23 protein-coding genes and 2 riboswitches are annotated in these 24901 nt (G+C 71.4%); of the genes, 16 read left to right on the top strand and 7 right to left on the bottom strand.

Features of this window, described 5'->3' with window-relative positions; genetic code table 11:
• Positions 1 to 5: 5 nt before the first annotated feature.
• Both IAI59_RS02655 and IAI59_RS02650 read left to right on the top strand, forming a co-directional pair.
• A complete protein-coding gene (locus tag IAI59_RS02655; RefSeq protein WP_207417986.1) occupies positions 6 to 3185 on the top strand; it encodes an efflux RND transporter permease subunit in 3180 nt (1059 codons plus the stop codon).
• A gap of 81 nt (positions 3186 to 3266) precedes the next feature.
• Positions 3267 to 4247: a S1C family serine protease gene (locus tag IAI59_RS02650; RefSeq protein ID WP_207417985.1), complete on the top strand. Its 981-nt coding sequence runs from the start codon at positions 3267 to 3269 to the stop codon at positions 4245 to 4247.
• Positions 4248 to 4283: 36 nt separating this feature from the next.
• On the opposite strand, the gene IAI59_RS02645 is transcribed toward IAI59_RS02650, so the two are convergent.
• Positions 4284 to 5537 (bottom strand): D-amino acid dehydrogenase, encoded by a 1254-nt coding sequence (locus IAI59_RS02645; protein ID WP_207417984.1) that lies wholly within the window; start codon positions 5535 to 5537, stop codon positions 4284 to 4286.
• Between the two features lie 50 nt (positions 5538 to 5587).
• Positions 5588 to 5669, bottom strand: a riboswitch (glycine riboswitch).
• A gap of 3 nt (positions 5670 to 5672) precedes the next feature.
• Positions 5673 to 5761, bottom strand: a riboswitch (glycine riboswitch).
• A gap of 171 nt (positions 5762 to 5932) precedes the next feature.
• Here IAI59_RS02645 and IAI59_RS02640 point away from each other — a divergent pair.
• Complete coding sequence (locus IAI59_RS02640; protein WP_207417983.1) at positions 5933 to 6892, top strand: Bug family tripartite tricarboxylate transporter substrate binding protein; 960 nt, start codon at positions 5933 to 5935, stop codon at positions 6890 to 6892.
• Between the two features lie 60 nt (positions 6893 to 6952).
• Positions 6953 to 7822, top strand: a complete 870-nt coding sequence (locus IAI59_RS02635) for an MBL fold metallo-hydrolase (protein ID WP_207417982.1) — start codon at positions 6953 to 6955, stop codon at positions 7820 to 7822.
• On the opposite strand, the gene IAI59_RS02630 is transcribed toward IAI59_RS02635, so the two are convergent.
• A complete protein-coding gene (locus IAI59_RS02630) occupies positions 7819 to 8631 on the bottom strand; it encodes an HpcH/HpaI aldolase/citrate lyase family protein (protein ID WP_207417981.1) in 813 nt (270 codons plus the stop codon). The two genes, IAI59_RS02635 and IAI59_RS02630, sit on opposite strands and share 4 nt — an antisense overlap.
• Before the next feature lie 166 nt (positions 8632 to 8797).
• Entirely contained in the window at positions 8798 to 9592 is a 795-nt protein-coding gene (locus IAI59_RS02625; protein ID WP_207417980.1) for an SDR family NAD(P)-dependent oxidoreductase, read from the bottom strand.
• Between the two features lie 37 nt (positions 9593 to 9629).
• Here IAI59_RS02625 and IAI59_RS02620 point away from each other — a divergent pair, with 37 nt between their 5' ends.
• The 10 genes from IAI59_RS02620 to IAI59_RS02575 all read left to right on the top strand — a co-directional run bounded on the left by IAI59_RS02620 (position 9630) and on the right by IAI59_RS02575 (position 18560).
• A complete protein-coding gene (locus IAI59_RS02620) occupies positions 9630 to 10289 on the top strand; it encodes a GntR family transcriptional regulator (protein WP_207417978.1) in 660 nt (219 codons plus the stop codon).
• Between the two features lie 149 nt (positions 10290 to 10438).
• Positions 10439 to 11344, top strand: a complete 906-nt coding sequence (locus IAI59_RS02615; protein ID WP_207417977.1) for a polysaccharide deacetylase family protein — start codon at positions 10439 to 10441, stop codon at positions 11342 to 11344.
• Entirely contained in the window at positions 11341 to 12237 is an 897-nt protein-coding gene (locus IAI59_RS02610) for a branched-chain amino acid ABC transporter permease (RefSeq protein ID WP_207417976.1), read from the top strand. The genes IAI59_RS02615 and IAI59_RS02610 overlap by 4 nt, the downstream gene beginning before the upstream one ends.
• A 3-nt stretch (positions 12238 to 12240) precedes the next feature.
• Complete coding sequence (locus tag IAI59_RS02605; RefSeq protein WP_207417975.1) at positions 12241 to 13077, top strand: branched-chain amino acid ABC transporter permease; 837 nt, start codon at positions 12241 to 12243, stop codon at positions 13075 to 13077.
• Positions 13077 to 13847 (top strand): ABC transporter ATP-binding protein, encoded by a 771-nt coding sequence (locus IAI59_RS02600; protein WP_207417974.1) that lies wholly within the window; start codon positions 13077 to 13079, stop codon positions 13845 to 13847. The genes IAI59_RS02605 and IAI59_RS02600 overlap by 1 nt, the downstream gene beginning before the upstream one ends.
• Positions 13837 to 14547, top strand: a complete 711-nt coding sequence (locus tag IAI59_RS02595; RefSeq protein ID WP_207417973.1) for an ABC transporter ATP-binding protein — start codon at positions 13837 to 13839, stop codon at positions 14545 to 14547. The genes IAI59_RS02600 and IAI59_RS02595 overlap by 11 nt, the downstream gene beginning before the upstream one ends.
• 24 nt (positions 14548 to 14571) lie before the next feature.
• The gene (locus tag IAI59_RS02590; RefSeq protein ID WP_207417971.1) at positions 14572 to 15768 is read left to right on the top strand and encodes an ABC transporter substrate-binding protein; all 1197 of its coding nucleotides are present in this window, start codon (positions 14572 to 14574) and stop codon (positions 15766 to 15768) included.
• Positions 15769 to 15773: 5 nt separating this feature from the next.
• Positions 15774 to 16568 (top strand): SDR family NAD(P)-dependent oxidoreductase, encoded by a 795-nt coding sequence (locus IAI59_RS02585; protein WP_207417969.1) that lies wholly within the window; start codon positions 15774 to 15776, stop codon positions 16566 to 16568.
• Complete coding sequence (locus IAI59_RS02580) at positions 16565 to 17284, top strand: SDR family NAD(P)-dependent oxidoreductase (protein WP_207417968.1); 720 nt, start codon at positions 16565 to 16567, stop codon at positions 17282 to 17284. The genes IAI59_RS02585 and IAI59_RS02580 overlap by 4 nt, the downstream gene beginning before the upstream one ends.
• A 37-nt stretch (positions 17285 to 17321) precedes the next feature.
• Complete coding sequence (locus IAI59_RS02575) at positions 17322 to 18560, top strand: FAD-dependent oxidoreductase (RefSeq protein WP_237181182.1); 1239 nt, start codon at positions 17322 to 17324, stop codon at positions 18558 to 18560.
• Positions 18561 to 18606: 46 nt separating this feature from the next.
• Here IAI59_RS02575 and IAI59_RS02570 read toward each other — a convergent pair whose 3' ends face one another.
• Complete coding sequence (locus IAI59_RS02570) at positions 18607 to 19611, bottom strand: Bug family tripartite tricarboxylate transporter substrate binding protein (RefSeq protein ID WP_207417967.1); 1005 nt, start codon at positions 19609 to 19611, stop codon at positions 18607 to 18609.
• Positions 19612 to 19713: 102 nt separating this feature from the next.
• Positions 19714 to 20355 carry an acetyltransferase gene (locus tag IAI59_RS02565; RefSeq protein WP_207417966.1) on the bottom strand — a complete coding sequence of 214 codons (642 nt, stop codon included), beginning with the start codon at positions 20353 to 20355 and terminating at the stop codon, positions 19714 to 19716.
• A gap of 164 nt (positions 20356 to 20519) precedes the next feature.
• Between IAI59_RS02565 and IAI59_RS02560 the strand changes: the two genes are divergently transcribed.
• Positions 20520 to 21908, top strand: coding sequence for a glycosyltransferase family 4 protein (locus tag IAI59_RS02560; protein WP_207417965.1), 1389 nt, complete (start codon positions 20520 to 20522; stop codon positions 21906 to 21908).
• A 211-nt stretch (positions 21909 to 22119) separates the two neighbouring features.
• Here the strand turns inward: IAI59_RS02560 and IAI59_RS02555 are convergent, their stop codons facing one another.
• The gene (locus IAI59_RS02555) at positions 22120 to 22584 is read right to left on the bottom strand and encodes a L,D-transpeptidase family protein (RefSeq protein ID WP_237181219.1); all 465 of its coding nucleotides are present in this window, start codon (positions 22582 to 22584) and stop codon (positions 22120 to 22122) included.
• A gap of 50 nt (positions 22585 to 22634) precedes the next feature.
• On the bottom strand, positions 22635 to 23879 hold the full coding sequence (locus tag IAI59_RS02550) for a GTP cyclohydrolase II (protein ID WP_237180792.1): 1245 nt from the start codon (positions 23877 to 23879) through the stop codon (positions 22635 to 22637).
• Between the two features lie 291 nt (positions 23880 to 24170).
• On the opposite strand from IAI59_RS02550, the gene IAI59_RS02545 reads away from it, so the two are divergent.
• Positions 24171 to 24887 (top strand): response regulator transcription factor, encoded by a 717-nt coding sequence (locus IAI59_RS02545; protein WP_207417963.1) that lies wholly within the window; start codon positions 24171 to 24173, stop codon positions 24885 to 24887.
• The last annotated feature ends 14 nt before the right edge of the window (positions 24888 to 24901 follow it).

Raw genomic sequence — 24901 nt, 5'->3', positions numbered from 1 at the left:
GGGCCATGCGCTTCGCCCAGTTCTTCATCTCGCGGCCGGTCTTCGCCTCGGTCATCTCCATCGCCATCGTGCTGGTCGGCATCATCGCCGGCCTGCGCCTGCCGATCAGCGAATACCCCGAGATCGCGCCGCCGACCGTGACCATCGCCGCCACCTATCCCGGCGCGTCCGCCGCCGTGATCGCCGAAACGGTGGCCGCCCCCATCGAGCAGGAGATCAACGGCGTCGAGGGCATGCTCTACGTGACCTCGCAGGCCACCGGCGACGGGCGGCTGTCCGTCAACGTCGTGTTCCGCCAGGGCGTGGACGTGGATCAGGCCCAGGTGCTGGTGCAGAACCGCATGGCGGTGGCCGAGGCGCGGCTGCCGGAGGAGGTGCGCCGGCTCGGCATCACCGTCCGCAAGGCCTCGCCCGACATCATGATGGTGGTGCACTTCACTTCGCCGGACGGCTCCCGGGACGAGCAGTACCTGTCCAACTACGTGATGCTGAACGTCAAGGATCGCATCGCGCGCCTCGATGGCATCGGCGACGTGCAGGTCTTCGGCGCGCGCGACTACGCCATGCGCGTCTGGCTCGACCCCGCCAAGGTGGCCGAGCGCGGGCTGACGCCGGGCGAGGTGGTGGACGCGCTCCGCCGCGCCAACGTGCAGGTGGCCGCCGGCGGGCTGAACCACCCGCCGACCGGCGCCTCCAACGGTGCCTTCCAGCTCAACATCCAGGCGCTGGGCCGGCTGCGCAGCGTGGACGAATTCGCCGACATCGTGGTGTCCACCAACGCGGACGGCGCGGCGCTGCGGCTGCGCGACGTGGCGCGGGTGGAGCTGGGCGCGCAGGACTATTCGCTCAGTGCATATCTGGACGCCGATCGCGCGGTGGCCATGCCGGTGTTCCAGCAGCCCGGCTCCAACGCCCTGGCCACCGCCCAGGCGCTGCGCGCCACGCTGGAACAGCTCAAGCAGGACTTCCCGCCCGGCATCGAGTACCACGCCGTCTACGACACCACCCTGTTCATCGAGCAGTCGATGGAGGCGGTGGTGCACACCTTCGTCGAGGCCATCGTGCTCGTCGTGCTGGTGGTGATCCTGTTTCTGCAGTCCTGGCGCGCTTCCATCATCCCGCTGGCGGCCATCCCGGTGTCCATCATCGGCACGCTGGCCTTCATGGCGGCGCTCGGCATCTCGCTGAACAGCCTGTCGATGTTCGGCCTGATCCTGGCCATCGGCATCGTCGTCGACGACGCCATCGTGGTGGTGGAGAACGTCGAGCGCCACATGGCCGCCGGCATGGACCCCGTGGCCGCCACGCGGCGCACCATGGACGAGGTGGGTTTCGCGCTCTTGGCCATCGCGCTGGTGCTCTGCGCCGTGTTCGTGCCCACTGCCTTTATCGAGGGGCTGTCCGGCGCCTTCTACCGCCAGTTCGCCGTCACCATCGCGGTGGCGACCCTGCTGTCGGCGCTGGTGTCGCTGACGCTGTCGCCCGCGCTCGCCGCCCTGCTGCTGCGGCCGCACGCGCATGCGGCGCCCACCGGCTGGCGCCGCTGGGCCGGCGCACCGTTCCGCGCCTTCTTCGGCGGCTTCAACCGGCTGTTCGACCGCATGTCGTCGGGCTACGGCAGCATGACGCGGCGGCTGGTGCGGCTGCCGGTGATCCTGCTGCTGCTGTTCGGCGGGCTGCTGGCGCTGACCGGGCGCAACGTCATGACCACGCCCACCGGGCTGATCCCGCCGCTGGACCGCGGCTACCTGATCGCCGCCTTCCAGCTGCCGCCCGGCGCCTCCTTCGCGCGCACCGACGCGGTGATCCAGCAGGCGACCAAGGACGTGCTATCCGTCCCCGGCGTCGCCAATTCCATCGCCTTCACCGGCTTCGACGGCGCCACCTTCACCAACGCGCCCAATTCCGGCGTGATCTTCGTCAACCTCGCCTCCTTCGAGGCGCGGGCGGCGGCGGGGCTGAGCTTCGGGGGCATCACCCAGGCCGTGCAGGCCAAGCTGATGCAGCAGCGCGAGGCGCTGGCGCTGGTCATCCCGCCGCCCTCGGTTTCGGGCATCGGCACCGGCGGCGGCTTCAAGCTGTTCGTGCAGGACCGCAGTGACCGCGGCGCCCGCGCGCTGGAGGAGGTGACGAACTCCATCGTCGCCGCCGCCAACGGGCAGACCGAGATCGCCATGGCCTTCACGCTGTTCAACACCCGCACGCCGACGCTGCGGGCCGAGGTGGACCGCACCAAGGCGGAGATGCTGGGCGTGCCGCTGTCGCGCGTGTCGGAAACGCTGTCCACCTACCTGGGCTCGGCCTTTGTCAACGACTTCAACATCCTCGGCCGCACCTTCCGCGTCACGGCGCAGGCGGAGGAAACCGCGCGCCTGACGCCGCGCGATGTCGAGCTGCTGCGGACCCGCAACATGGCGGGCGACATGGTGCCGATCGGCGCGCTGGCGACGCTGGAAGCCGATACCGCCGCCTACCGCGTGCCGCGCTACAACCTCTACCCCGCCGCCGAGGTACAGGGCGCCGCCGCCCCCGGCGTGTCCACCGGCCAGGCGATCGCGGCCATGGAGCGCCTGCTGCGCGACAAGCTGCCGCCCGGCTACGGCTTTGAGTGGACCGAGATCGCGTTGCAGGAAACCAGCCAGGGCAACACGGCGCCGATCGCCTTCGGGCTGGCGGTCATCTTTGTTATCCTGCTGCTGGCGGCGCTGTACGAAAGCTGGCTCTTGCCGCTGGCGGTGGTGCTGATCGCGCCGATGTCCGTGCTGGCGGCGCTGGCCGGCGTGGTGTGGCGGGGCCTCGACAACAACGTGCTGGTGCAGGTGGGTCTGGTGGTGCTGATCGGGCTGGCGGCCAAGAACGCCATCCTGATCGTCGAGTTCGCCCGCCACGCGGAAAGCGAGGGCATGACCCGCTGGCAGGCGGCGGAAGCGGCGGCGCGCACCCGGCTGCGGCCGATTCTGATGACCTCGCTGGCCTTTATCCTGGGCGTGCTGCCGCTGGCCATCGCGACGGGCGCGGGGGCGGAGATGCGGCAAAGCCTCGGCACCGCGGTGTTCGCCGGCATGCTGGGCGTGACCGGCTTCGGGCTGGTCTTCACGCCGGTCTTCTACGTGGTCGCCCGCGCCATGGCGCGGCGCGACCGCCCGGCGCGGCCGGAGGCGCTGGCCGTCCCGGAAGCCCGATAGCGGCCGGCGTGCCACCGGAGGCCGCCGCCGGGCGTTACCCCGGCTGCGACCGCGACGACAGGCAGGACAGGAGGCAAGGCCATGGCAGCAGCAGACGACGAGGACCGGGTTCCGGAGCCCCTGCGCCCGCGGCCCGAGGACTATGCCTACGACCTGGACCAGGCGCTCTCTGCCGTCGTGACCCTGCATGCCAGGGTGCCGGAGGACGCCTTCACCGCCGGCACCCTGGGCACGGAGCGGCTGGGCAATGCCGTGCTGATCCGTGACAGCGGCCTGCTGCTGACCATCGGCTACCTGGTGACCGAGGCGCAGGAGATCTGGCTGACCACCGCCACGGGCCGCGTGGTGGCCGGCCATGTGCTGGGCTACGACCAGGTGACCGGCTTCGGGCTGGTGCAGGCGCTGGGCTCGCTGGGCGTCCCGGCGCTGCCGCTCGGCCGCTCCTCCGAGGTGCCGGTGGGCGCCCAGGTGGTGTTCGCCGGCGCCGGCGGCCGCGCCGGGGCGCTGGCGGCGCGGGTGGTGTCGCGCCAGGAATTCACCGGCTACTGGGAATACGTGCTGGACGAGGCGCTCTACACCGCCCCGGCGCACCCGCTGTGGGGTGGCGCCGCGCTGCTCAACCCGGCGGGCGAGGTGGTGGGCATCGGTTCCATCCAGCTGGGTCACGACCCCGGCGATGGCCGCGTGCGGGTGCTGAACATGAGCGTGCCGGTGGACCTGCTGGCGCCCATCCTGGACGAGATGCTGACGCTGGGCCGCCCGGCCCGCCCGCCGCGCCCGTGGCTGGGCGTGTCCGCCAGCTCGGACGAAGGGCAGGTGGTGCTGGTGGGCGTCACGCCGCGCGGTCCGGCGGCGCGGGCCGGGTTGCGCAAGGGCGACGTGGTGCTGGCGGTGGACGAAACGCCGGTGAGCGACATCGCCGCCTTTTTCCGTGCCCTTTGGGCGGTGGGCGATGCCGGCGCCAGCATTCCCCTGACGCTGGAGCGCGAGGACGACCGCTTCGAGGTCAGCGTCACGTCCGGCGACCGGCAAAGCTTCCTGAAGGCCGCGCCGCTGCACTGAGGCGGCAGCGCGGCCCCCAGGGGCCCCCAGGGGCCGCTAGGCGGCGGCCCGCAGGCCGGTGCCGGCCGCCGCATCCACCGCATCCGCCGCCATCTGCGCGGTGGCGGCCGACAGCGTCCAGCCCAGGTGGCCGTGCCCGGTGTTGTAGAACACGCCCGGGCGGCTGCCGGCGCCGACGCGCGGCATCAGGTTGGGCGTCATCGGGCGCAGTCCGGCCCAGGGCACCACGCGCGCGGTGGACACGCCGGGGAACAACTGCTGCACCCAGTCCACCAGCGGCTTCACCCGGTCGGCGCGGATGTCGCGGTTTTCGCCGTTGAACTCGGCGGTGCCGGCGACGCGGAAGCGGTCCTCGCCCAGGCGGCTGGTGACGATCTTGGTGGCATCGTCCAGCAGGCTGACCTGTGGCGCCGCCTGCCGGCTTCCAGCATCGTCCAGCTGCACCGTGATGGAATAGCCCTTCACCGGGTAGACGTTGACCCGGTCCCCCAGCATGGCGGCGAAGCGGCGGCTGGCCACGCCGGCGCAGATCACCACCTGGTCCACCGCCAGCACCTCGCCCGCGCCCTGCGGGCCGCCGGCGGGGCGCCAGTCGATGCGGAGCCCGCCCTGCTGGTGGGCGATGCCCGTCACCTCGGCGTCCAGCAGAAAGCGCGCGCCGCGGCGCTGGCAGGCCTCGGCCAGCCCGCGGGTGAACTTGTGGATGTCGCCCGTGGAGTCGGACGGCGTGAAGAAGCCGCCGTGCCACTGCCCGCCCAGCGCCGGCTCGATCCCGCGCATCTCCTCCGGCGTCACGGCCGCGCGGTCGAGGCCGCCTTCGCGCAGCAGGCCGTTGACGCGGGCGGCGGCATCGAAGCCCGCCTTGTCGCGGTAGACGTGCAGAATGCCGCGCCGGCGCAGGTCGAAGTCGATGTTCTCGCGCTCGGCGATGCCGAACAGCTGCGCCCGCGCCGCGATGGCCAGCCGCGTGGTGGCGATGGTGTTGTCGCGGTACTGCGGGATGCGGCCGACGAACTCGCCCAGCCAGCCGTATTTGTGCAGCCCGGGGCGCGGGTTCAGCAGCAGCGGCGCGTCCCGCCGCAGCATCCACTTCATGCCCTTGGCGATGGTGGACACGCTGTTCCACACCTCGGCGTTGCTGGCCGAAAGCTGGCCGCCGTTGGCGAAGGAGGTTTCCATCGCGGCGTAGCGGTGGCGGTCCAGCACGATGACGGAATGCCCGCGCTCCAGCAGCGCATAGGCGGTGGTGACGCCGGTGATGCCGGCTCCGATGATGGCGACCGTGCTCATGACGGGCTCCAGGCAAGGGTTTGCGGCACGGCCCGTGCCGTTCCGCCCCCATCTGTCCTGTTACCTGAGAGCGTGACCGGCGCTGCCGCCGGCATCCCCTTCGGTGGGCGCGCGAGGCGCCTCTCTCCAGATCGTCCCCGGCATGCGGTCCCTGGTGCCTGAGAGTTTCCCGGGGGGTTGCTCCGTCGGCGGCGGCCGGAACCGCGCTCTCCCGCATGCCGTGCATGGACAAGGAGAAGCATCCACCTTTCCCCTGCCGGGCGTCAACGGGAATCCGCGTCCGGCCGCCGCCGCTGTCGCCCGGCGCGGCATGGCTTTAGGCTGCCGACGGGGCCTGGCGGAAGCCGCGCCAAGCGGACCGCCGGCCCCGGGAAATTACAGGAAAGCCGCGTTCCATGCGACACATCCTGGCCATGCTCGGCCTTTGCCTGCTCGCCTTCCCGCCGCCCGCCCGGGCGCAGCTGCCGGACCGGCCGCTGCGCATCATCGTCCCCTCGCCCCCGGGCGGCACCGGCGACATCGTGGCGCGCCTGCTGGCGGAGGCCGTCTCGACCCGGCTGCCGCGCGGCGCCGTGGTGGACAACCGCGCCGGCGCCAACGGCAACATCGGCATGGGCGAGGCGCAGCGCGGCGCTGCGGACGGCTCCGTGCTGGTGCAATGCGCCTTTGGCCCCTGCGGCGCCAACCCCTCGCTCTACGCGCAGCCGGGCTACGAGCTGGACGGCTTCGTGCCCGTGATCCTGACCGGCGCGGTGCGCAACGTCATGGTCACGCGCCGCGGCTTTCCCGCCCGCACCCTGCCGGAGGTGATCGCGCTGGTGCGCGCCAAGCCTGGTACCGTCACCTTCGCCTCGTCCGGCGTCGGCGCCTCCAACCACCTGGGGCCGGAGCTGCTGCGCACGCGCTTCGGGCTGGACTGGGTGCATGTGCCGTATCGCGGCAGCGGCCCCGCCATCACGGACCTCGTCGCCGGCACGGTGGACGTGTTCTTCGACAACCTGCCGTCCATCCTGCCGCAGATCCGCGCGGGCGCGGTGCAGCCGGTCGCCACCCTGGCGGCCGGGCGCCTGCCGGAGCTGCCCGACCTGCCGACCTTCGCCGAGGCCGGCGCGCCCGGCGTGGTGATCGACAGCTGGTTCGGCTTTCTGGCGCCGCCGCGCACGCCGCCGGCGGTGGCCGAGGCGCTGAACGCCGCCTTCGACGAGGCCCTGCGGCGGCCCGAGGTGCGGGAGCGGATGCAGGGCGCCGGCGTGGTGCCGCTGGGCGGCGGCACCGCCCGCATGGCGGAGCAGGTGCGCTCGGAAACGCAGCGCTGGGGCGAGGTGATCCGGGCCAACGGCATCCGCGCCGAATAGCGGGGGGATTCTTTCCCACCCGCTTCCATGCTTCACTCCTCCGGGCAAGGAGACGGCCACATGCACTTCACCCTTGGCGACGTCCGCGTCGACCTCGTGCTCGACATGGATGTCTTTCCCCTGCCGGCCGCGCGCATCATGCCGGGGCGCGACCTCGGCGAGCTGCTGCCCCACCGGGCGCTGCTGGAGCCCGACCACATGGACTTCGCGCGTGGCGACCTGCTGCTGGGCATGCAGGCGCTGCTGCTGCGGCTGCCGGGGCTGACCGTGCTGGTGGACACCTGCGTGGGCGAGCACAAGGAGCGCCCGGCCCACCCGCACTGGCACCGCCGCGCGGCCAGTGGCTTTCTGGACGCGCTGGGCGTGCCGCCGGAAGCGGTGGACGTGGTGCTGTGCACCCACCTGCACGCCGACCACGTGGGCTGGAACACCCGCCTGCGGGACGGCCGCTGGGTGCCGACCTTTCCCCGCGCCCGCTACCTGGTGGGGCGGCGGGAGCTGCAATACTGGCAGGCGCGCGCCGCCGCCGAGCCCGGCGTCAGCCACGGTGCCTTCGCCGACAGCGTGCAGCCGCTGCTGGACGCCGGCGTGGTGGACGCGGTGGCGGATGGATACGAGCTGGCGCCCGGCCTGACGCTGAAGCCGCTGCCCGGCCACACGGTGGGGCAGATGGGGCTGTGGCTGGAACGCGCGGGCGCGCGCGCCATCTTCTGCGGCGACGCCATCCATTCGCCGGTGCAGATCCTGCGCCCCGACTGGTCCAGCGCCTTCTGCACCGACCCGGAGGAAGCGGCGGAAACCCGCCGGACCCTGCTGCACTGCGCGGCGGAGGACGGCACGGTGCTGGTGCCCGCGCATTTCCGCCGCTGCGGCTGCACCCGCATCCGCCGCGAGGGCGAGGACTTCCGCCCGCTGTTCGGCCCCGGCTAGGCCGCGCGCTCCAGGATCGCCTGCGCCTTCAGGATCACCGGGCGGTCCACCAGCTCGCCATCTACCGCGAGCGCGGCGCTGTCGGCGCCGGCTTCCACCGCCGCCATGATGCGCCGCGCCCAGGCGATCTCCCGCTCGCCGGGCGCGAAGCCGGCGTTGACGGCGGCCACCTGGCGCGGATGGATGCACAGCTTTGCCCCGAAGCCGAAGGCCCGCGCCCGCGCCGTGTCCGCCTCCAGCTGCGCCGCGTCGTCCAGCGCCACGGTCACGCCATCCACCGGTGCCGCGGCGCCGCCGAGCCGCGAGGCATACACCAGCGCGGAGCGGAACATCGCCAGCGGCGCGCCTTCCTCCGGGATGCCGAGGTCGAGCTGGAAGTCCACCGAGCCGAACACCAGCCGCGCCACGCCCGGCGCCGCGGCCAGCGCCTCGGCCGCCCGCAGGCCGCGCGCGCTCTCGATCAGCGGCAGCAGCGCGGCATGCGGCGCCGCGCGGCGCGCTTCCGCCAGGGCTTCCGGCGCCTCGGCCTTGGGCAGCACGATGCCGCAGACATTGGCCTGCGCGCAGAGCGCCAGGTCGGCCATGAAATGCGGGCTGTCGGCGGCGTTCACCCGCAGCAGCACGGGCCGTTCGGCCTGGGGCAACCAGGCGGCGATGGCGTCCCGCGCCGCGTCCTTGCGCGCCAGGGCGACGGCGTCCTCCAGGTCCAGGATCACCTGGTCTGCGCCGGCGGCCAGCGCCTTGCCGAAGCGTTCCGGCCGGTCGCCAGGGACAAACAGAAAGGAACGGGCGGCGGTGATGGCATTCATGGATGGAGGGCTCCCGGACGGTTGTTGGCGGGGAGGGTAGGCTGGGGAAAGGAATTTCCCCAGGCCCCCATCTTCTTTTTGCCCGTTCGGGGTCGTGCCTGCCGGCCGGCGGCGCCAGCAGGCAGAAAGACGATGGGGGTTCGGGGGAATTCCTTCCCCCGGCCTTTCACATGATCGCCGGCTTCGCCACGCCGGGGCTGCGCGCCGCCTCCGGTGCCGCCGCGTCCCACAGCCGCGCGATGAAGCGCCCGCCATTCACCGCCGCCGAGGCCGCCGAACAGAGCCACACGGCGGGCGGGCCCATCAGCGCCGGGTCCAGCAGGTTGCCATCGGCGCCGCGCCGGTCGGCGCCGCCGGGCAACAGCTCGGTATTCGCCGCGCCGCCCGGCAGCAGCACGTTCACCGTCACGCCCGTGCCTTCCACGTCCTGCGCCCAGCAGCGGGAGGCGGCTTCCAGCCCCGCCTTGCTGGGGCCGTAGGGGGCGTAGCCGCGGCGCACCATGGTCTGGTCGCTGGTGGACACGTTGACGATGCGCCCGTCCCGCTGCGCCAGCAGGTGGGGCATGGCGGCGGCGGCCATGTTGAAGGCGCCGTTGAGATTGATGTCGATGATGCTGGCCCAGATGTCCGGCGGCACGGTCCAGAAGGGCACCGGGTCGGTGGTGAAGCGCTCGCTGACCAGGCGCATGCCGCGCCCGGCGTTGTTGACCACGGCGTGCAGCGCGCCGAAGTGCTGCAGCGTTGCGGCCGCGGTGCGGGCGCAGTCTTCCGGGCGGGTGACGTCGGCGGTCAGCGCCAGCAGCCGGTCGTCAGGAAAGCGGGCGGCGGCGGCCTGCAGCTCCCCGGCCGCGCGGGCGCCGGTGATGGTGACGCGCGCGCCGGCAGCCAGCAGCGCCTCCGCCATCGCGAGGCCGAGGCCACGGCCGCCGCCGGTGACGATGACGACACGGTCCTGCATCATGCTAAAGCCCTCCTGGGTTGATCGAGGCGGAAAGAGAATGTCGTCCAACGCGGCCGAGCGCGCCTACCAGACCATCCGCGCGCGCATCATGGACGGCAGCGTGCCGCCCGGCGCCGCGCTGCGGGAAGAAGCGCTGGCGGCCGAGATCGGCGTCAGCCGCACGCCGGTGCGCGACGCCTTGCGCCGCCTGCTGGCGGACGGGCTGGTGGAAAGCGAGCGCAACCGCGGCACCTTCGTGGCCGAGATCACCACGGACGATCTGCTGGAGGTGTACCAGCTGCGCGCGGCGCTGGAGGGCTTCGCGGCACGACGCGCGGCCACCCGCATCACGCAGGGTGAACTCGACGCGCTGCGCGGCCTCGCGGACCGGATGGAGGCGATCCAGGGCACGCCGGAGCAGGTGGTGGCGCGCTTCCATGCGCTGAACGCGGAGTTCCACGTCACCATGGTGCGTGCCGCGCGGTCGCGCCGGCTGGAAGGCATGCTGGGCTGGGCCTTTCAGGTGCCGCTGGTGCTCCTGAAGCAGTACCGCATGCAGGAATGGATCAACCTGTCGCGCTCCAACGGCCAGCACCGCGACATTATCGAGGCCCTGGCCACCGGCAACGCCGAATGGGCCGGCTATGCCGTCAGCGCGCATCTCAATGCCACGCGCCCGACCGCGCTGATGGCGGAGGCGGCGGAGCAGGAGGGTTAGATTGTACACAACAGGAGCATCCGCCGCCTATTAAGCCGGCAATACCCAGTGCTGTAACTGTAAAAAACGCGGAACTGCGGATTTTTGGCTGGCCCCGCGTCACGAACTGTACACAATGGAGGGATCGCAGGGCGCAGGAGGTGATCCGGGTGCAGTACGATTTCGTGCCGATGCCGAGCCGCAAGCCGCTCCGCTGGCCGGGTGGGGCACGCATCGCGCTGATGCTGACCACCAACCTGGAATACTGGGACCCCACCAAGGACACGGAGAAGCCCTTCTACCCGGGCGGCCCCTCCATCATCACCGACACGCTGCCCGGCAACGTCTACGACAACCCGAACTGGACGTGGCGGGAATACGGCCACCGCGTCGGCGTGTGGCGGATGTTCGAGGCCTTCGAGCGCGCGGGCGTGCCGACCTCCTGCACCATGAACGCCAAGATGGGCCTGGAGCGGCGCGAGGTGGTGCGGCACGCGGTGGACCGCGGCTGGGAGCTTGTGGCGCACAACTATGTGCAGACCGACCTGCTGTCCAACTACCAGTTCGACATCGCGGCCGAGCGGCAGGTGATCCGCGACACGCTGCGCGTGTACGAGGAGGTGGTGGGCCGCAAGGCGCGCGGCTGGCTCTCCTCCTCGCTGCGCAGCACGCCCAACACCGCCGACATCCTGGCGGAGGAGGGGCTGTCCTTCCTAACCGACCTGCTGAACGACGACCAGCCCTACCTGATCCGCACCGAATGCGGCTGGCCGCTGGTTTCGATCCCCTATACTTCTGAGGTCAACGACTTCACGGTCTTCCTGCGCCAGGGCAAGGATGCCGACGGCGCCTTCCGGGTGTTCCGTGAACAGTTCGACGAGCTGTACCGCGAGGGCGAGTCCAGCGGCCGGCTGATGAACATCGGCCTGCACCCGCATGTCATCGGCCAGCCCTTCCGTATTCGCGCGCTGCGCGACTTCATCGACTATGCCAAGGGCTTCGAGGGCGTCTGGTGGGCGACGCGCGAGGAGATCGCGGACTGGTACCTGGCCAACCACCAGGACCACATCGCATGATTCTGCTGCAGCAGGTCATCAACGGGCTGATGCTGGGCGGGCTCTACGCGCTGGTCGCGGTCAGCTTCACCTTCGTCATCGGCATGCTGAACTTCCTGAACTTCTCCATCCCCGGCCTCTTCATGCTGGGCGGCATGCTGAGCTGGGCGCTGATGGTCCCCTATGGCCTGCCCTGGTGGGCGGCGGTGCCGATCGCGTTGGTGGCCGGCATCGCCGCCTCGCTGCTGGTGGAGCGCTTCACCTACCGCTACATGCGCACCCGCTTCGGCGATGCCACCGAGCATGCGATTCCTCTTGTCAGCTCCATCGGCTTCCTGATCCTGTTCCAGGGGCTGGTGCAGATCCAGTGGGGGGCGGAGCTGCACAGCTTCCCCTCGCCCTGGCAGGACACCAGCATGCGGCTGGGCGGATTGCTGATCAGCATCCCGCAGGTCGTATCCCTGGCGCTGGCCCTCGCCCTGGTGTTCGGGCTGACGGTGCTGCTGCGCTCCAGCGCGCTCGGTCGCCAGCTGCGCGCCGTGGCGGAAAGCCCGGACACGGCGCAGCTGCTGGGCATCGACCTGCCCAAGCTGATCCCGGCGGTCTTCGTGGTGGCGGGGCTGCTGTCGGCGCTGGCCGGCGTGCTGTTCGCGCTGAACTACCAGCAGGTCTCGCCCATCATGGGCGACGAGATCTCTTCCTTCGCCATGGCGGCGATGGTCGTCGGCGGGCTCGGCAACGTTTGGGGCGCCATCGCCGGCGGGCTCTTGCTGGGACTGCTGGAGGTGCTGACCATCTTCTTCTTCGGCGCCAAGGTCATCAAGCTGGCGGTCTGGGGCGCGCTGTTCCTCTTGATCCTGATCCGCCCGCAGGGGCTGTTCGGCCGCCCCTCCGTCGGCAAGGGGAAGTTCTGAGCCATGAGCGGCTACGTCGCCGGTATCCTCGCCGTCTTTTCCATCAACCTCCTGCTGGCCTATGCGGTGTTCCTGCCGGCCGCCGCCGGCATGCTGAACCTCGGCGCCGCCGGCTTCATGGCGATCGGCGCCTATGTTTCCGCCTATCTGGACGTGCAGTACGCGCTGCCGCTGCCGGTCTGCCTGCTGGCGGGCACGCTGGCCAGCACCGTCATGGGTTGCCTGGTGGCCTTCCCGATCCTGCGCACCAAGGGCGTCTACATGGTGCTGGCGACACTGGCCTTCGGCGAGATCGTCGCCGGCGCGCTGATCAACATGGAAGCCGTGGGCGGCGCCGCCGGCTTCCCGGTCACGTCCTTTATCGACATGCCGGTGATCGCTGCCCTCGCGGCGCTCGGCGTGCTGCTGGTGGTCTACATCCTGTCCACCCGCTTCGGGCTGGCGATGCGCTCCATCCACGACGACGAGCAGGCGACGGCGCTGTTCGGCATCAACGTGCGCCGGGTAAAGGTCATGGCCTTCACCATCGGCGCCGGCTTCGCCGGGCTGGCGGGCGCGCTCTACGGCCACCACTACAACTACATCGAGGTCGCCAACTTCAACCTGATGCTCAGCACCTACACGCTGCTGTATGTGCTGATCGGCGGCACGCAGACCGCCTTCGGGCCGTTGGTCGGCGCCGCCATCTTCTCCATCCTGCCGGAGGCGCTGCGCGGCAGCGAGCAGTGGCGCTTCGTCATCTTCGCGGTGCTGATCATCGCCGTCATGGCGCTGCGGCCGGAAGGCGTGGTGACGCGGCATGGCTTGGCGCGGCTGTTCGGCCGCAAGGCAGCCTCGTGATGGCCGACCTGCTCAGCATGGATGGCGTCCACAAGGCCTTCGGCGGCCTCAAGGTGATCCAGGACTTCTCCCTGTCCGTGGCCCCCGGGGCGCGCATCGGGTTGATCGGCCCCAACGGCGCGGGCAAGACCACGATCTTCAACCTGATCACTGGCGTTTATCCCGTCACCTCGGGCCGCATCGTCATGGACGGCGCGGACATCACCCGCCTGCCGGACTGGCAGCGCGCGCGGCACGGGATGGCGCGCTCCTTCCAGAACATCCGCCTGATGCCCCACCTTTCGGCGGTCGAGAACATCATGCTCGGCCAGCACCTGCGTGCCCGCCGCTGGTACGACCAGATCGCGCCACTGGGCCTGATGCCGCGCAACCGCTGGCGGGCGGACGCGCTGGCGGCGCTGGAGGCCGCGGGCCTCGCGCGCTACGCCGCCGCCCTGGTCTACAACCTGCCCTATGGCGTGCAGAAGCGGCTGGAGCTGGTGCGCGCCGCCGTCGCCGGCGCCCGGCTGCTGATGCTGGACGAGCCCGCCGCCGGCCTGAACCCGACCGAGCGGGAGGAGCTGGTGGCGCATATCGAGAAGATGACCGCGAACGGCACCGCCCTGCTGGTGGTGGAGCACGACATGGGGTTCGTTCGCCGCCTTTGCGAACGCGTTGTCGTCCTCAACTTCGGCCAGAAGATCGCCGAGGGGCGGCCCGAGGAGGTGCAGCGCGACCCGCAGGTGCTGGAAGCCTATCTGGGCACGGGGGCCGCCGCCGATGCTGCTTGAGGTGGAAGGCCTGGACGTCCGCTACGGTCGCACCCACGCGGTGGCCGGCGCCACGCTGAATGTGGCGGAGGGCGAGATCGTCGCCGTACTCGGCGCCAACGGGGCGGGCAAGTCGTCGTTGCTCAAGGCCATCCTCGGCACCGTCCGGCCTGCCGCCGGCAGCATCCGCTTTCAGGGTGCCGAGATCACCGGCGCGGGCGTGCCCGCGCGCATCCGCGACGGGCTGGTGCTGGTGCCGGAAGGGCGGCGCATCCTGGTCGGCATGACCATCCACGAGAACCTGCTGCTGGGGGCCGGGCTGCGCGCCGACCGCGCGACGCTGCCGCGCGAGATCGACGGCATCTACGACCGCTTTTCCAACCTCGCCGCGCGGCGCGACATGCCGGCGGCGGTGCTGTCGGGCGGCGAGCAGCAGATGCTGGCGATCGGCCGCGCCATGCTGGCCAAGCCCCGGCTGATGATGCTGGACGAGCCCTCGCTCGGCCTCAGCCCGCTGTTGGTCGACCGCGTCTTTGCTCTTCTCAGCGAGCTGAACGCGGGCGGCATGGGCGTGCTGCTGGTCGAGCAGAACACCCGCAAGACGCTGGCCATCGCGGCGCGTGGATATGTTCTGGAACTCGGGCGCATGGTGATGGCCGGCAGCGCGGCGTCGCTGCTGGCCGATCAAGGGCTGCAACGCGCCTATCTCGGCGCCGGCTGACACATTCAGGCAAGGATCAGGGTCATGGCGATCAAGCGACGCGATCTGATGGCGGCCACCGCCGCCGCGCTGGCCATGCCGGCGCTGGGCACCCCGGCGGCGGCGCAGGCCAACGAGCTGGTGATCGGCCATTCCGCCGTCACCACCGGCCCGCTGCAATCCCTGCTGGTGACCAACCGCATTCCCGTCGAGATGGCACTGGCGGACATCAACGGGGCCGGTGGCGTCAACGGCAAGAAGCTGCGCATCGCGAGCTTCGACACGGCGGGCGACCCGCGCCAGGCGCAGGTGGCGGCGCGGCGCTTCGCGGAAGACGAGGGGGCTCTCTGCATCCTCGGCCCCGCATCCTCCGGCGAATGCCGCGTGGCGTTTCCGGCGGGCGAGCGGCTGGGCATCGTGCAGTGCTCCAACTCGGCCACCGCGCCGGGCATCACGGACAACATGAAGTTCGCCTTCCGCAACACGTCGGACGAGATGACGCAGTTCCGCCGGCTGCTGAAGGTGATGAAGAACAAGGGGATGCCCGTCTCCAATGCCGCCATCGCCTATGCGACGGACGAGTTCATCTCCAAGACCCTGGGCGAGAACGTCATTCCCGCGGCGCTGCGCGAGGCCGGCGTGCCGCTGGTCAAGACCGTCGGCTACCCGATCCAGGCCTTCGACATCTCCTCCCAGATCGCCGAGCTGGTGCGCAACCCGACCGACGTGGTGGCGCTGGGCGGCACCATCGAGCCGGCGGTCAAGGTGCTCAAGGAAATGCGCCGCCAGGGCCACAAGGGCCGCATGATCGGCAGCGGCGTGATGTCCGACCCGACGCTGCCGGAAAAGGTCGGCGCGGATGGCGAGGGCACGCTCTACCCGAGCTTCTTCTACAGCGACCTGAACGACCTTACCCGCCGCTTCACCGCCCGCTTCGCGGAGGGCACCAAGGCGGCCGGCATGACCCGCAACAGCCCGCACCACACCGATGCCGCCGCCTTCGACATCGTGCACATCTACGCCGAGGCGATGCGCCGCGCCAAGGTGACGGGCGAGCCCGGCAAGCGTGCCGCGGAACGCATCGCCATCCGTGACCAGATGCTCAGTATGGAATCGTGGAACTTCGAGGGCGTGCTCGGCCGCACCTGGTTCTTCCCGGACGGCGCCGCGCGTCTGCCGGCGCATGTGATCGAAGTGCGCGGCGGCAAGCTCGCCCTGGTCGAATCGCTGTACGAGGGATGAGCGGCATGGACCTCACCCGCCTCGGCCCGCTGCCCGGCGCGCGCTGCCTGGTGCTGGGCGGCTGCGGTGGCATCGGGCGGAGCTATGTGAGCGGCCTGCTGGCGGCCGATGCGCGCGTCGCCGTGCTGGACCTGCCGGCTTCCATGGCCGAGCGGCCGCCGGAAGCGGGCATCGAGGCCGTGCCCGTGGACGCGACGGACGACCGGGCGCTGACGCGCGCGATCGACGGCGTGGCGGAAGCCTGGGGCGGCATCGACGTGCTGGCCTTTCTCACCGGCATGAACGTGGCCATCCGCCCGCTGGCCGAGATGACCATGGAGGACATCCGGCGGGTGATCGAGATCAACCTGATCTCCGCCTTCACCGCCACCCGGGCGGCCATGCCGCATCTGAAGCGCTCGCCTGCCGCATCCGCGGTTTACGTCGCGTCCGGGCTGCATGCCTTCGTGGAACCGGGCTTCTCCGCCTACAGCGCCTCCAAGGGCGGGCTGGTGTCGCTGATGAAGGTGGTGGCCAAGGAAGGCGCGCCCTCGCTGCGCGCCAATGCCGTGGCGCCCGGCGCGGTGGAAACCGCCTTTCTGTCCGGTGGCCTCGGCCATGGCGGCACGGAAGGCGAGCCCGGTGCGTTTATGCGCCAGTTCGGCGACGCGCATGCCGAGCGGGTGCTGTCCTCCATCCCGCTGCGCCGCATCGCGCAGCCGGAGGACGTGGCGGGGCCGATGCTGTTTCTCAGCGGGCCCGCATCGCAATACCTCACCGGGCAAGTGATCTACGTCAACGGTGGCCGCTTCGCACCGTGACAAGGCCCGTCGCACTTGTCACCGGCGCCGCCTCCGGCATCGGCCGCGCCACGGCGCGGGCGCTGGCCGCGTCCGGCCACGCTCTGCTGCTGTGCGACCGTGACGCGGGCGCCCTGGCCGAAGTGGCCAGGGAGTTGCAAGCGGAAGCCCTGCCGCTGGACCTTCTGGACCTGGCGGCCATCCGCGCCCTGGCGGCGGGGGTTTCCAGGCTCGACGTCCTGGTCTGTTGCGCCGGCATCTCCGGCCATGGCCTGCCTTTCGCGGCGGTGGATGAGGCGGCGTGGGACGCCATGCTCGGCGTGCATGCCAAGGGGCATTTCTTTCTGATCCAGGCGCTGCTGCCGGCCATGGCGGGCGGCGCCGCGGTGGTCATCGTGTCCTCGCTCTTCGCGTTGCGCGGCTCGCCCAACATGCCGCACTACACGGCGGCCAAGGGCGCGCTGGTCGGCATGGCGCGGGCCCTGGCGGTGGAGCTCGGCCCGCAGGGCATCCGCGTCAATTCCGTCGCCCCCGGCCTGGTCCGCACGCCGATGACGGCGCACAGCGCCGGCGGAAACGACAGCTTCTTCACGCAGCGGGAAGCCGTCATCCCGCTGCGCCGGCTGGCGACGGCCGAGGACGTCGCCTGCAGCATCGCCTATCTCGCCTCGCCCGCCGCCGCCGCGCTGACGGGGCAGCTGCTCAGCCCTTCCGGCGGCGAGGCCTTCACCGGCTGAGGCGCCGCCGAACAACGAATGAAAAAGGTTGAATCCCGTGTCGCATGATCTGGCTTCCCCCGCCCTGTCGCAATCCGCCGCGCCGCGCGCACCCGTGCTGGTGGCGGGCGCCGGCCCGGTCGGGCTGGTCGCCGCCGCCGCGCTGGCCGATGCCGGCATTCCCGTCACGATCGTGGAAGCGGAACGTGACCTGCCGGACGGGCTGCGCGCCTCCACCTTCCATCCGCCGACGCTGGACATGCTGGACCGCTTCGGCCTGTCCTCCATCCTGGTGGACCAGGGGCTGATCTGCCCGCAATGGCAGTTCCGCGACCGCAAGCTCGGCCCCGTCGCCACCTTCGACCTCGGGCGGTTGTCGGGGGAAACCAACCATCCCTACCGCCTGCAATGCGAGCAATGGCGCCTGACGCGCCTGCTGCGCGACCGGCTGGCCAACAACCCCGACGTGCGCTTCATCTACGACGCCCGCGCGGTGGACGCGACGCAGACGGCGGACGGCGTGACGCTGACCATCGAGCGCGCCGGCGGCACGCGGGAGCAACTGTCCGGCTCCTGGCTGATCGGTGCGGACGGCGCGCGCAGCGCGGTGCGCAAGGCCGCCGGCATCGGCTTCGAGGGACAGACGATCCCGGAGCTGTACCTGACCTGCTCCACCACCTTCCAGTACCAGGAGGCGATGCCGGACCTCACCAACATCGCCTATATCTCGGATCCGGACGAATGGTTCGTGCTGCTGCGCACGGTCAGCCTGTGGCGCCTGCTGCTGCCGACCGACCCGAACGAGCCGGAAGAGGTCATGCTGTCCGACGCCCGCATCCAGGAGCGCATGCAGCAGGTGCTGCCCAAGGCGGGCGACTACGAGATCCGGCACCGCACCGCCTACCGCGTGCATGAGCGGGTGGCCGAGCGCTACACCAACGGCCGCCTGCTGCTCGCGGGCGATGCCGCGCATGTCAACAACCCGCTTGGCGGCATGGGCATGAACGGCGGCATCCACGATGCCTTCAACCTGGCCGAGAAGCTGACCGCCGTGTGGCAGGGCGCCGACCCCGCGCTGCTTGGCCGCTACGAGCGGCAGCGGCAGAAGGTGGCGCGCGACGTGGTGCAGCAGCAGGCGCTGCGCAACCGCGCGACGCTGAACCAGCGCGACCCGGAGGTGCGCCGCGCCTCGCTGGAGGACCTGCGCGCGACGGCGGAGGATCCGGCGAAGCACAAGGAATACCTGATGCGGACCTCGATGATCGCGTCGCTGCGGGCGCTGGACGCGGTGGCGTAGCGGTCCCGGCGGAAGGGGCAGGGGGCGCCGCCCCCTGCCCGCGGCGTCAGTCGACCGAGGCCCCGGTGGCCCGCACCACGTCCCGCCAGCGTGCCGTCTCGCTGGCCATGTGCGCCGCGAAGGCCTCGCGCGTGGAAGGCCTGGGGATGGCGCCCAGCTCGATGTAGCGGGCGCGCAGCGTCGGCTCCTCCAGGCAGGCCACCACTTCCTTGTTGAGCCGCGCCAGGATCGGCTCCGGCACGCCCGCCGGCGTTACCATGCCGAACCAGCCGGTGGAGGTGATGTCGACGCCCGCCTGCTGCAGCGTCGGCACTTCGGGAAAGGAGGGCGAGCGCTCCGTGCCGGTGATGGCCAGCGGGCGCATGCGGCCGGACTTGGCCATCTCGCTCACCGCCGATACCGACTGGAACAACACCTGCACGCGGCCTTCCAGCATGTCGGTGTTGAGCTGGCCGGAGGATGTATAGGGGATGTGCTGCATCTCGATGCCGGTGGTCAGCCCGAACTGCGCGCCCGCCAGGTGCTGCGAGGAGCCTGCGCCAACCGAGCCGTAGTTGATCCGGCCCGGGTTCTTCTTGGCGTATGCGATGAACTCGGCGACCGTGGTGGCCGGCAGGGTGGGTGAGACGACCATCAGGTTGGGCACCAGCGCCATCAGCGACACGGGCGCGAAATCCTTGTCCGGGTCGAAGGGCAGGCTCTTGTACAGCCACTTGTTGACCGCGTTGGAGGCGATGTTGCCGAGGCCCACCGTGTAGCCGTCGGGCGCCGAGCGGGCGACGTTGGTCATGCCGATGTTGGTGCCCGCGCCGGGCCGGTCCTCGATCACGACGGTTTGGCCGAGGCGCACGCCCAGCCGGTCCCCCAGCAACCGCGCCAGCACGTCGCCCGCGCCGCCGGCGGGGCCGGGATTGACGAAGCGGATGGTGCGGGACGGCCAGTTGTCCTGCGCGCGTGCCGCGCGGATGGGCAAAGCGCCGACGGCGGTGGCAGCCAGCAGGCTGCGGCGGGAAACTCGGAAGCCTGGGACACGAGAATTGTCGGAAGGCATGGCGATGGATTCCTGACTCGGGTGTGCAAACCTATGCACAAGCCGGGCCAGATTCACAGCGTGCAGTGGCGCCGCGCACGAATCCCACGCAGCGGAACACGGTCAGCGCAGCGGCACCGCCGGCACGCCGCCCACCCGTGCCTGCGGTGCCACGTCCGCCACCACCGCGGCGCCCACGCCCACCACCGCGTCCGCGCCGATGCACACCCCGGGGCGCAGGCTGGCGCCGAGCCCGACCAGCGCCCGCGCGCCGACCCGCACGCCGCCGCCCAGCACCGCGCCGGGCGCCACATGCGCGGCATCGCCGATGGTGGCGTCATGCTCCACGATGCAGCCGGTGTTCAGGATGACCGACACCCCCACCGTCGCCGCCGCGCCGACCACCACGCGCGGCAGCAGCACGCTGCCGTCGCCGATGCGCGCGGTGCCCGCCACCACGGCGGAAGGATGCCGCAGAACCGGCAGCGCGAAGCCCAGCCGCCGCAGCCAGCCGCCCAGCTCCGCGCGGCGCGCGTTGTGGCCGAGGGCGACATGCGCAGCCAGAAGCCCCTGTTGCCGCAATCCGGCCGCCGCCGACAGCGGGCCCAGCAGCGGGACCCCGGGCAGGCCGGGCGAGGCGGGGTCGTCGTCCAGCACGCCCGCGGGGTCGGGCAGGCCCGCGTGGCGCATCAACTCCAGCACGGCGCGCCCATGGCCGCCCGCGCCCAGCAGCAACAGCCGCCCGTCCTGGCGCGGCACCGTCACGCGCGGCGCTTTCGCTTGGCTTGAACGCCCGCATCGCGTATCGCGCTTCGCATGATCGACTATCTCCTGGCCTGCTGTGCTGCCCCCGCCGGGCCAATATGCCGCGCTGACCTGCCGGCGCCAGTTCAGGCCCCCGCCGGGGCGCTCCGGCGCGCCTGCCGCGCATGACCTACTGGATCGACGTCGAGGACCTGTACGAATACGCGCTGGTGCACAACCGGCCGAGCGGCATCCAGCGGCTGTCCTTCGAGCTTTACACGGCGCTGGTCGCGGCCCGGCCGGACGGGATCGGCTTTTGCCGGCACGACCGGCTGCGCGGCACCATGCGCACGGTGGAATGGGCGGAAGTGGCGGCGTTGTTCCAGTCGCTGGTGGTGCCAGAGCCGCGCGGAGCCTCGGCACCGGTGGCGCGGCCGGTTGGTCAGGCGGGGCAGGTGCGGCGGCTGGCGTCCCGCCTGCCGGCCGACATCCGGCTGCCGCTGGGCGAGGCGGTGCGCGCCCAGGGTTCCGCGCTGCGGGCCGGCCTGCGGGCTGGGCGGGGCGCGATGCAGGCCGGGCTGCGGCTGCTGCGCGACCGGGGCCGCCCCGCCGGCGCCGCGCTGCCCCATGCCGCCCCCGGGCAGGACGTGGCGGCCGTCGCCAAGCCCGGCGACATGCTGCTGGTCCTGGGCTCCCCCTGGTTTCGCACCGACTATGCCGAGCTGCTGCAGCATCTCCGGGCACGCTGCGGCCTCGGCGTCGCCATGCTGGTCTACGATCTGATCCCGCTGACACGGCCGGAATTCTGCGACCCCGGGCTGGTGCGCACCTTTCGCGCCTGGTTCGCCGGCACCATGCCGCTGGTGGACCGGTTTTTCGCCATTTCCCGCGCCACGGCCCGCGACCTGGAACGCTACGCCGCCGTGGCCGGGCTGCCGCTGACGCACCCGGTGGCGGTGCTGCCGGTCGGCACCGGCTATAGCGGCCCGCCGGTTGCGGCGGCGGTGACGCCACGCGTGGCGGCGCTCGGCACCGGCTTCGTGCTGCTGGTGTCCACCATTGAAGCCCGCAAGAACCACCTGCTGGCGTTTCGCGCCTGGCGGCGGCTGCTGGACCAGTTGCCTCCCGAGCAACTGCCCACCCTGGTGCTGGCCGGCCGCGTCGGCTGGATGGTGGAAGACCTGATGCAGCAGCTGGAAAACTGCGGCTGGCTGGGCGGCAAGGTGGTGTTGCTGGACCACCCTACGGATGCCGAGTTGACCGCGCTCTACGGCGCCTGCCGCTTCACGCTGTTTCCGTCCCACTACGAGGGCTGGGGCTTGCCGGTCACGGAAAGCCTGGGCTTCGGCAAGGTCTGCGTGGCGTCCTCGACCACCTCGGTGCCCGAGGCGGGCGGCGCCTTCTGCCTGTACCACGACCCGGAAAGCGTGCCGGAAGCGGTGGCGATCCTGCGGCGCCTGATCGCGCATCCGGAGGAGGTGGCGGGGATGGAAGCGCGGCTGCGGCGCGACTTCCGCCCCACGCCCTGGACCGATACCGCCGGCAGCCTGCTGCGCGCGCTCGAACAAAACTGAACGCCGGAACTGTGGCTTGGTTGCAACGCTGTGGCATTGAGACAGCGCGAATCGACGAATAGCTCTGGGCGATCGTGAGCACGCCCTTACAATAAGGCTCAGCCAACGATCGCCCTCGATCGGCAAGGCTTGGCCTCCTCCCCCGGGAGGCTCCCCGGCAGCACCCGGCGTTCCCCCGCCGGGTGCTGCCACCCCCCCCCGCTCCCTCCGGTTATCCGGGAACGGTGATCGCGCTCAGCCTCATGCCCAGCACCGCGCGCAGATCCTCCAGCGCCAGCGCCACGCAGCCTTCCGTCGGCGGATAGCCCGGGCGGGCGAGGTGCAGAAAGATCGCGCTGCCCCGGTCGCGGACCACCGGGGCATCGTTCCAGCCGAGCACGGCGACGATGTCGTAGACCGCGTCGCTGCGCCACAGCTCCTCGTGGCGGCCGTCGTGGGGCAGCCGCACGGGGCGGTTGTAGGCAGGGTCACGCGGGTCGTCGCACCAGCCGTCCCGCAGGCCGATCGGCTCCACCGGCACGGCGCAGGCGGGGGCGGGCAGGCGGTCGGCGCGGTACAGCACGCGGCGCAGCGGCAGCAGGCCGGCGGGGGTGGCGCCGTCGCCTTCCATCTTGTGCGCGGCGATGCCGCCGCGGCCCAGCGCGCAACGGAACGCCCGGTCGCGCAGGCGCAGCACGCCTTCGCTGTGGCCAGTGGCGGTGATGGCCGCGACAGTGGGGGCGGCGCTCACCGCAGCAGGTGACCGAAGCGGGTCGCCTTGGTGTCCAGATAGGCATCGTTGACGCCGTTGGCGGCGATCTGGTGCGGCTCCCGCCCCGCGACGTCGATACCGCAGGCGGCCAGGCCGGCCAGCTTGTCCGGATTGTTGGTCAGCAGCCGCACGCGGGTCATGCCCAGCGCGCGCAGCATGGTGGCGGCAACCAGAAAGCCGCGCTCATCGGCGCCGTAGCCCAGCGCGCGGTTGGCATCCAGCGTGTCCAGCCCCTGGTCCTGCAGGGTATAGGCCCGCAGCTTGTTGACCAGGCCGATGCCGCGGCCTTCCTGCGCCAGGTACAGCAGCACCCCGGCGCCGTCCGCCGCCATGCGGGCAATGGCACCGCGCAGCTGCGGCCCGCAGTCGCAGCGCAGGCTGCCCAGCAGGTCGCCGGTGAAGCATTCGGAATGCACCCGCGCCAGCGGCGCGCCGCCGGCGGCGGCCAGCCCTTCCGGGTCGCCCACCAGGATGGCCAGGTGCTCGATCCCGCCGTCGGCGGCCCGAAACGCGATGATGCGGCTGTCCGTGGCGTCCTGCAGCGGCACGCGGGCCTCGGCCACGCGGGTCAGGCTGGTGGCGGCGGTGGCGGGGTAGGCCAGCACGTCCTCGGCCGCCAGGGCCATGATGCCGAGCGACGCGGCGCGCGGCAGCCCGGCATCTGGCACCTGCACGGCCACCAGCGCCGGCAACAGGCGGCCCAGCTTGGCCAGCACCAGGGCCGCAAAGGACAAGGGCGGCGCCGGAACCAGCTCGGCCAGCGCCGGCATCAGCTGCTCGGCCACCGGGTCGGCCAGCCCGCGCAATTGCTCGGGCTGCAGCAGCGCGGCCGGCAGCGCCAGGGCCACCGGCGCTTCCTGGCCGTTGCGGCTTTCCCCGACGACGCTGGGGATCGGGCGGTGCAGCACGGCGGCGGCGCGGCTCGGCGCCAGCAGCAGCGTGGCCGGCAAGGTTGCCAGGGACGCCATCTCGGCCAGGCCGCGGGCGCCCACGGTTTCCGCCGCCGCCACCAGCAGCCCCGCCGCGCCGCTGCCGGGCGCGGGCTGCAGCAGCACCGGCGTGCCGCGCCGCAGGTCGCTGGCAGCACGGTGGACCTGACGCAGCGCCAGGCTCAAAGGGTCCGCCACCAGGGCGATGGCGGGTTCGGTGGTGGCGGTGGACTGAGGCATGGCGGTGCCGGCCGTGGGAAAGGCGGCCGCCGCCGGGCCTTGACTGCTCATCGGATCGGTTCCGTTTGATCTGGCAGGCTGTTCGCGGAGCTGAAGGCGGGCGAAACCCGCATCACCCAGCCTGTCGTGGTGGCTGGGCAGAAATAAGGCTTCGCGTGGGCGATTGCCATCCTGCGACGGATACGCGAAAACGGTGTTTCACGATAGACCCGGACGGTGCAAGGGGTTGCCCATGGCCGCGCCGCGCGCCACCATGCCGCAGCCCGATACGGCATCGGCAACGCTTGGTCTGCCGGTGCGTTGGGAGGAAATGTTGAAGCTCTGGCTTTGTCGGGAGATTTCATGACCGGCCCGCGGCCGATCCTGATCGTGGACGATGACGCGGCTTTGCGCGCCACTTTGTCCGAGCAGCTGGCACTGGACGGAGAGTTCGCGCCCATCGAGGCCGAAACCTCCGCCGAGGCCGCCGAACAACTCCTCGGCCCGGGGTCGCGTTGCGACGCCGTGCTGCTGGATATCGGGCTGCCGGACGGTGACGGGCGCGAGCTTTGCGCACGCCTGCGGCGCGAAGGGGTCAAGATCCCGATCATCATGCTGACCGGCGCGGATGGCGAGCAGGACGTGGTGCGCGGGCTCGATGCCGGCGCCAACGACTACATCGCCAAGCCCTTCCGGGTGGCCGAGCTGCTGGCGCGGCTGCGGGCCCAGCTGCGCGTGTTCGACAATTCCGAGGACGCTGTCTTCGTGATCGGGCCCTACACCTTCCGCCCCTCGGCCAAGCTGCTGCTGGAAACCGCCAAGAACCGCAAGATCCGGCTGACCGAGAAGGAAGCCGCGATCCTGAAGTTCCTGTACCGCGCCGGTGGCCGGGCGGTGGCCCGGCAGATCCTGCTGAACGAGGTCTGGGGCTACAACGCCGCCGTGACCACGCACACGCTGGAAACGCACATCTACCGGCTGCGGCAGAAGATCGAGCCGGACCCGGCCAATGCCTCGCTGCTGCTGACCGAGGGCGGCGGCTACCGCCTGGACCCGCAGGCGGGACGCGCGGCGGCCTGAACAGGTTCGAAAGG

The sequence above is a fragment of the Roseomonas haemaphysalidis genome, assembly GCF_017355405.1.
Classification (GTDB): domain Bacteria; phylum Pseudomonadota; class Alphaproteobacteria; order Acetobacterales; family Acetobacteraceae; genus Pseudoroseomonas; species Pseudoroseomonas haemaphysalidis.
The sequence above is the reverse complement of the archived record's forward strand: the minus strand, read 5'-3'. Positions and strand labels throughout refer to the sequence as shown.

Bases quoted from the DNA above. Each gene is read 5' to 3' on its own strand.
- IAI59_RS02655 (WP_207417986.1), top strand. From the start codon at position 6: ATGCGCTTCGCCCAGTTCTTCATCTCGCGGCCGGTCTTCGCCTCGGTC.
- IAI59_RS02650 (WP_207417985.1), top strand. From the start codon at position 3,267: ATGGCAGCAGCAGACGACGAGGACCGGGTTCCGGAGCCCCTGCGCCCG.
- IAI59_RS02645 (WP_207417984.1), bottom strand. From the start codon at position 5,537: ATGAGCACGGTCGCCATCATCGGAGCCGGCATCACCGGCGTCACCACC.
- IAI59_RS02640 (WP_207417983.1), top strand. From the start codon at position 5,933: ATGCGACACATCCTGGCCATGCTCGGCCTTTGCCTGCTCGCCTTCCCG.
- IAI59_RS02635 (WP_207417982.1), top strand. From the start codon at position 6,953: ATGCACTTCACCCTTGGCGACGTCCGCGTCGACCTCGTGCTCGACATG.
- IAI59_RS02630 (WP_207417981.1), bottom strand. From the start codon at position 8,631: ATGAATGCCATCACCGCCGCCCGTTCCTTTCTGTTTGTCCCTGGCGAC.
- IAI59_RS02625 (WP_207417980.1), bottom strand. From the start codon at position 9,592: ATGATGCAGGACCGTGTCGTCATCGTCACCGGCGGCGGCCGTGGCCTC.
- IAI59_RS02620 (WP_207417978.1), top strand. From the start codon at position 9,630: ATGTCGTCCAACGCGGCCGAGCGCGCCTACCAGACCATCCGCGCGCGC.
- IAI59_RS02610 (WP_207417976.1), top strand. From the start codon at position 11,341: ATGATTCTGCTGCAGCAGGTCATCAACGGGCTGATGCTGGGCGGGCTC.
- IAI59_RS02605 (WP_207417975.1), top strand. From the start codon at position 12,241: ATGAGCGGCTACGTCGCCGGTATCCTCGCCGTCTTTTCCATCAACCTC.
- IAI59_RS02600 (WP_207417974.1), top strand. From the start codon at position 13,077: ATGGCCGACCTGCTCAGCATGGATGGCGTCCACAAGGCCTTCGGCGGC.
- IAI59_RS02595 (WP_207417973.1), top strand. From the start codon at position 13,837: ATGCTGCTTGAGGTGGAAGGCCTGGACGTCCGCTACGGTCGCACCCAC.
- IAI59_RS02590 (WP_207417971.1), top strand. From the start codon at position 14,572: ATGGCGATCAAGCGACGCGATCTGATGGCGGCCACCGCCGCCGCGCTG.
- IAI59_RS02585 (WP_207417969.1), top strand. From the start codon at position 15,774: ATGGACCTCACCCGCCTCGGCCCGCTGCCCGGCGCGCGCTGCCTGGTG.
- IAI59_RS02570 (WP_207417967.1), bottom strand. From the start codon at position 19,611: ATGCCTTCCGACAATTCTCGTGTCCCAGGCTTCCGAGTTTCCCGCCGC.
- IAI59_RS02560 (WP_207417965.1), top strand. From the start codon at position 20,520: ATGACCTACTGGATCGACGTCGAGGACCTGTACGAATACGCGCTGGTG.
- IAI59_RS02550 (WP_237180792.1), bottom strand. From the start codon at position 23,879: ATGAGCAGTCAAGGCCCGGCGGCGGCCGCCTTTCCCACGGCCGGCACC.
- IAI59_RS02545 (WP_207417963.1), top strand. From the start codon at position 24,171: ATGACCGGCCCGCGGCCGATCCTGATCGTGGACGATGACGCGGCTTTG.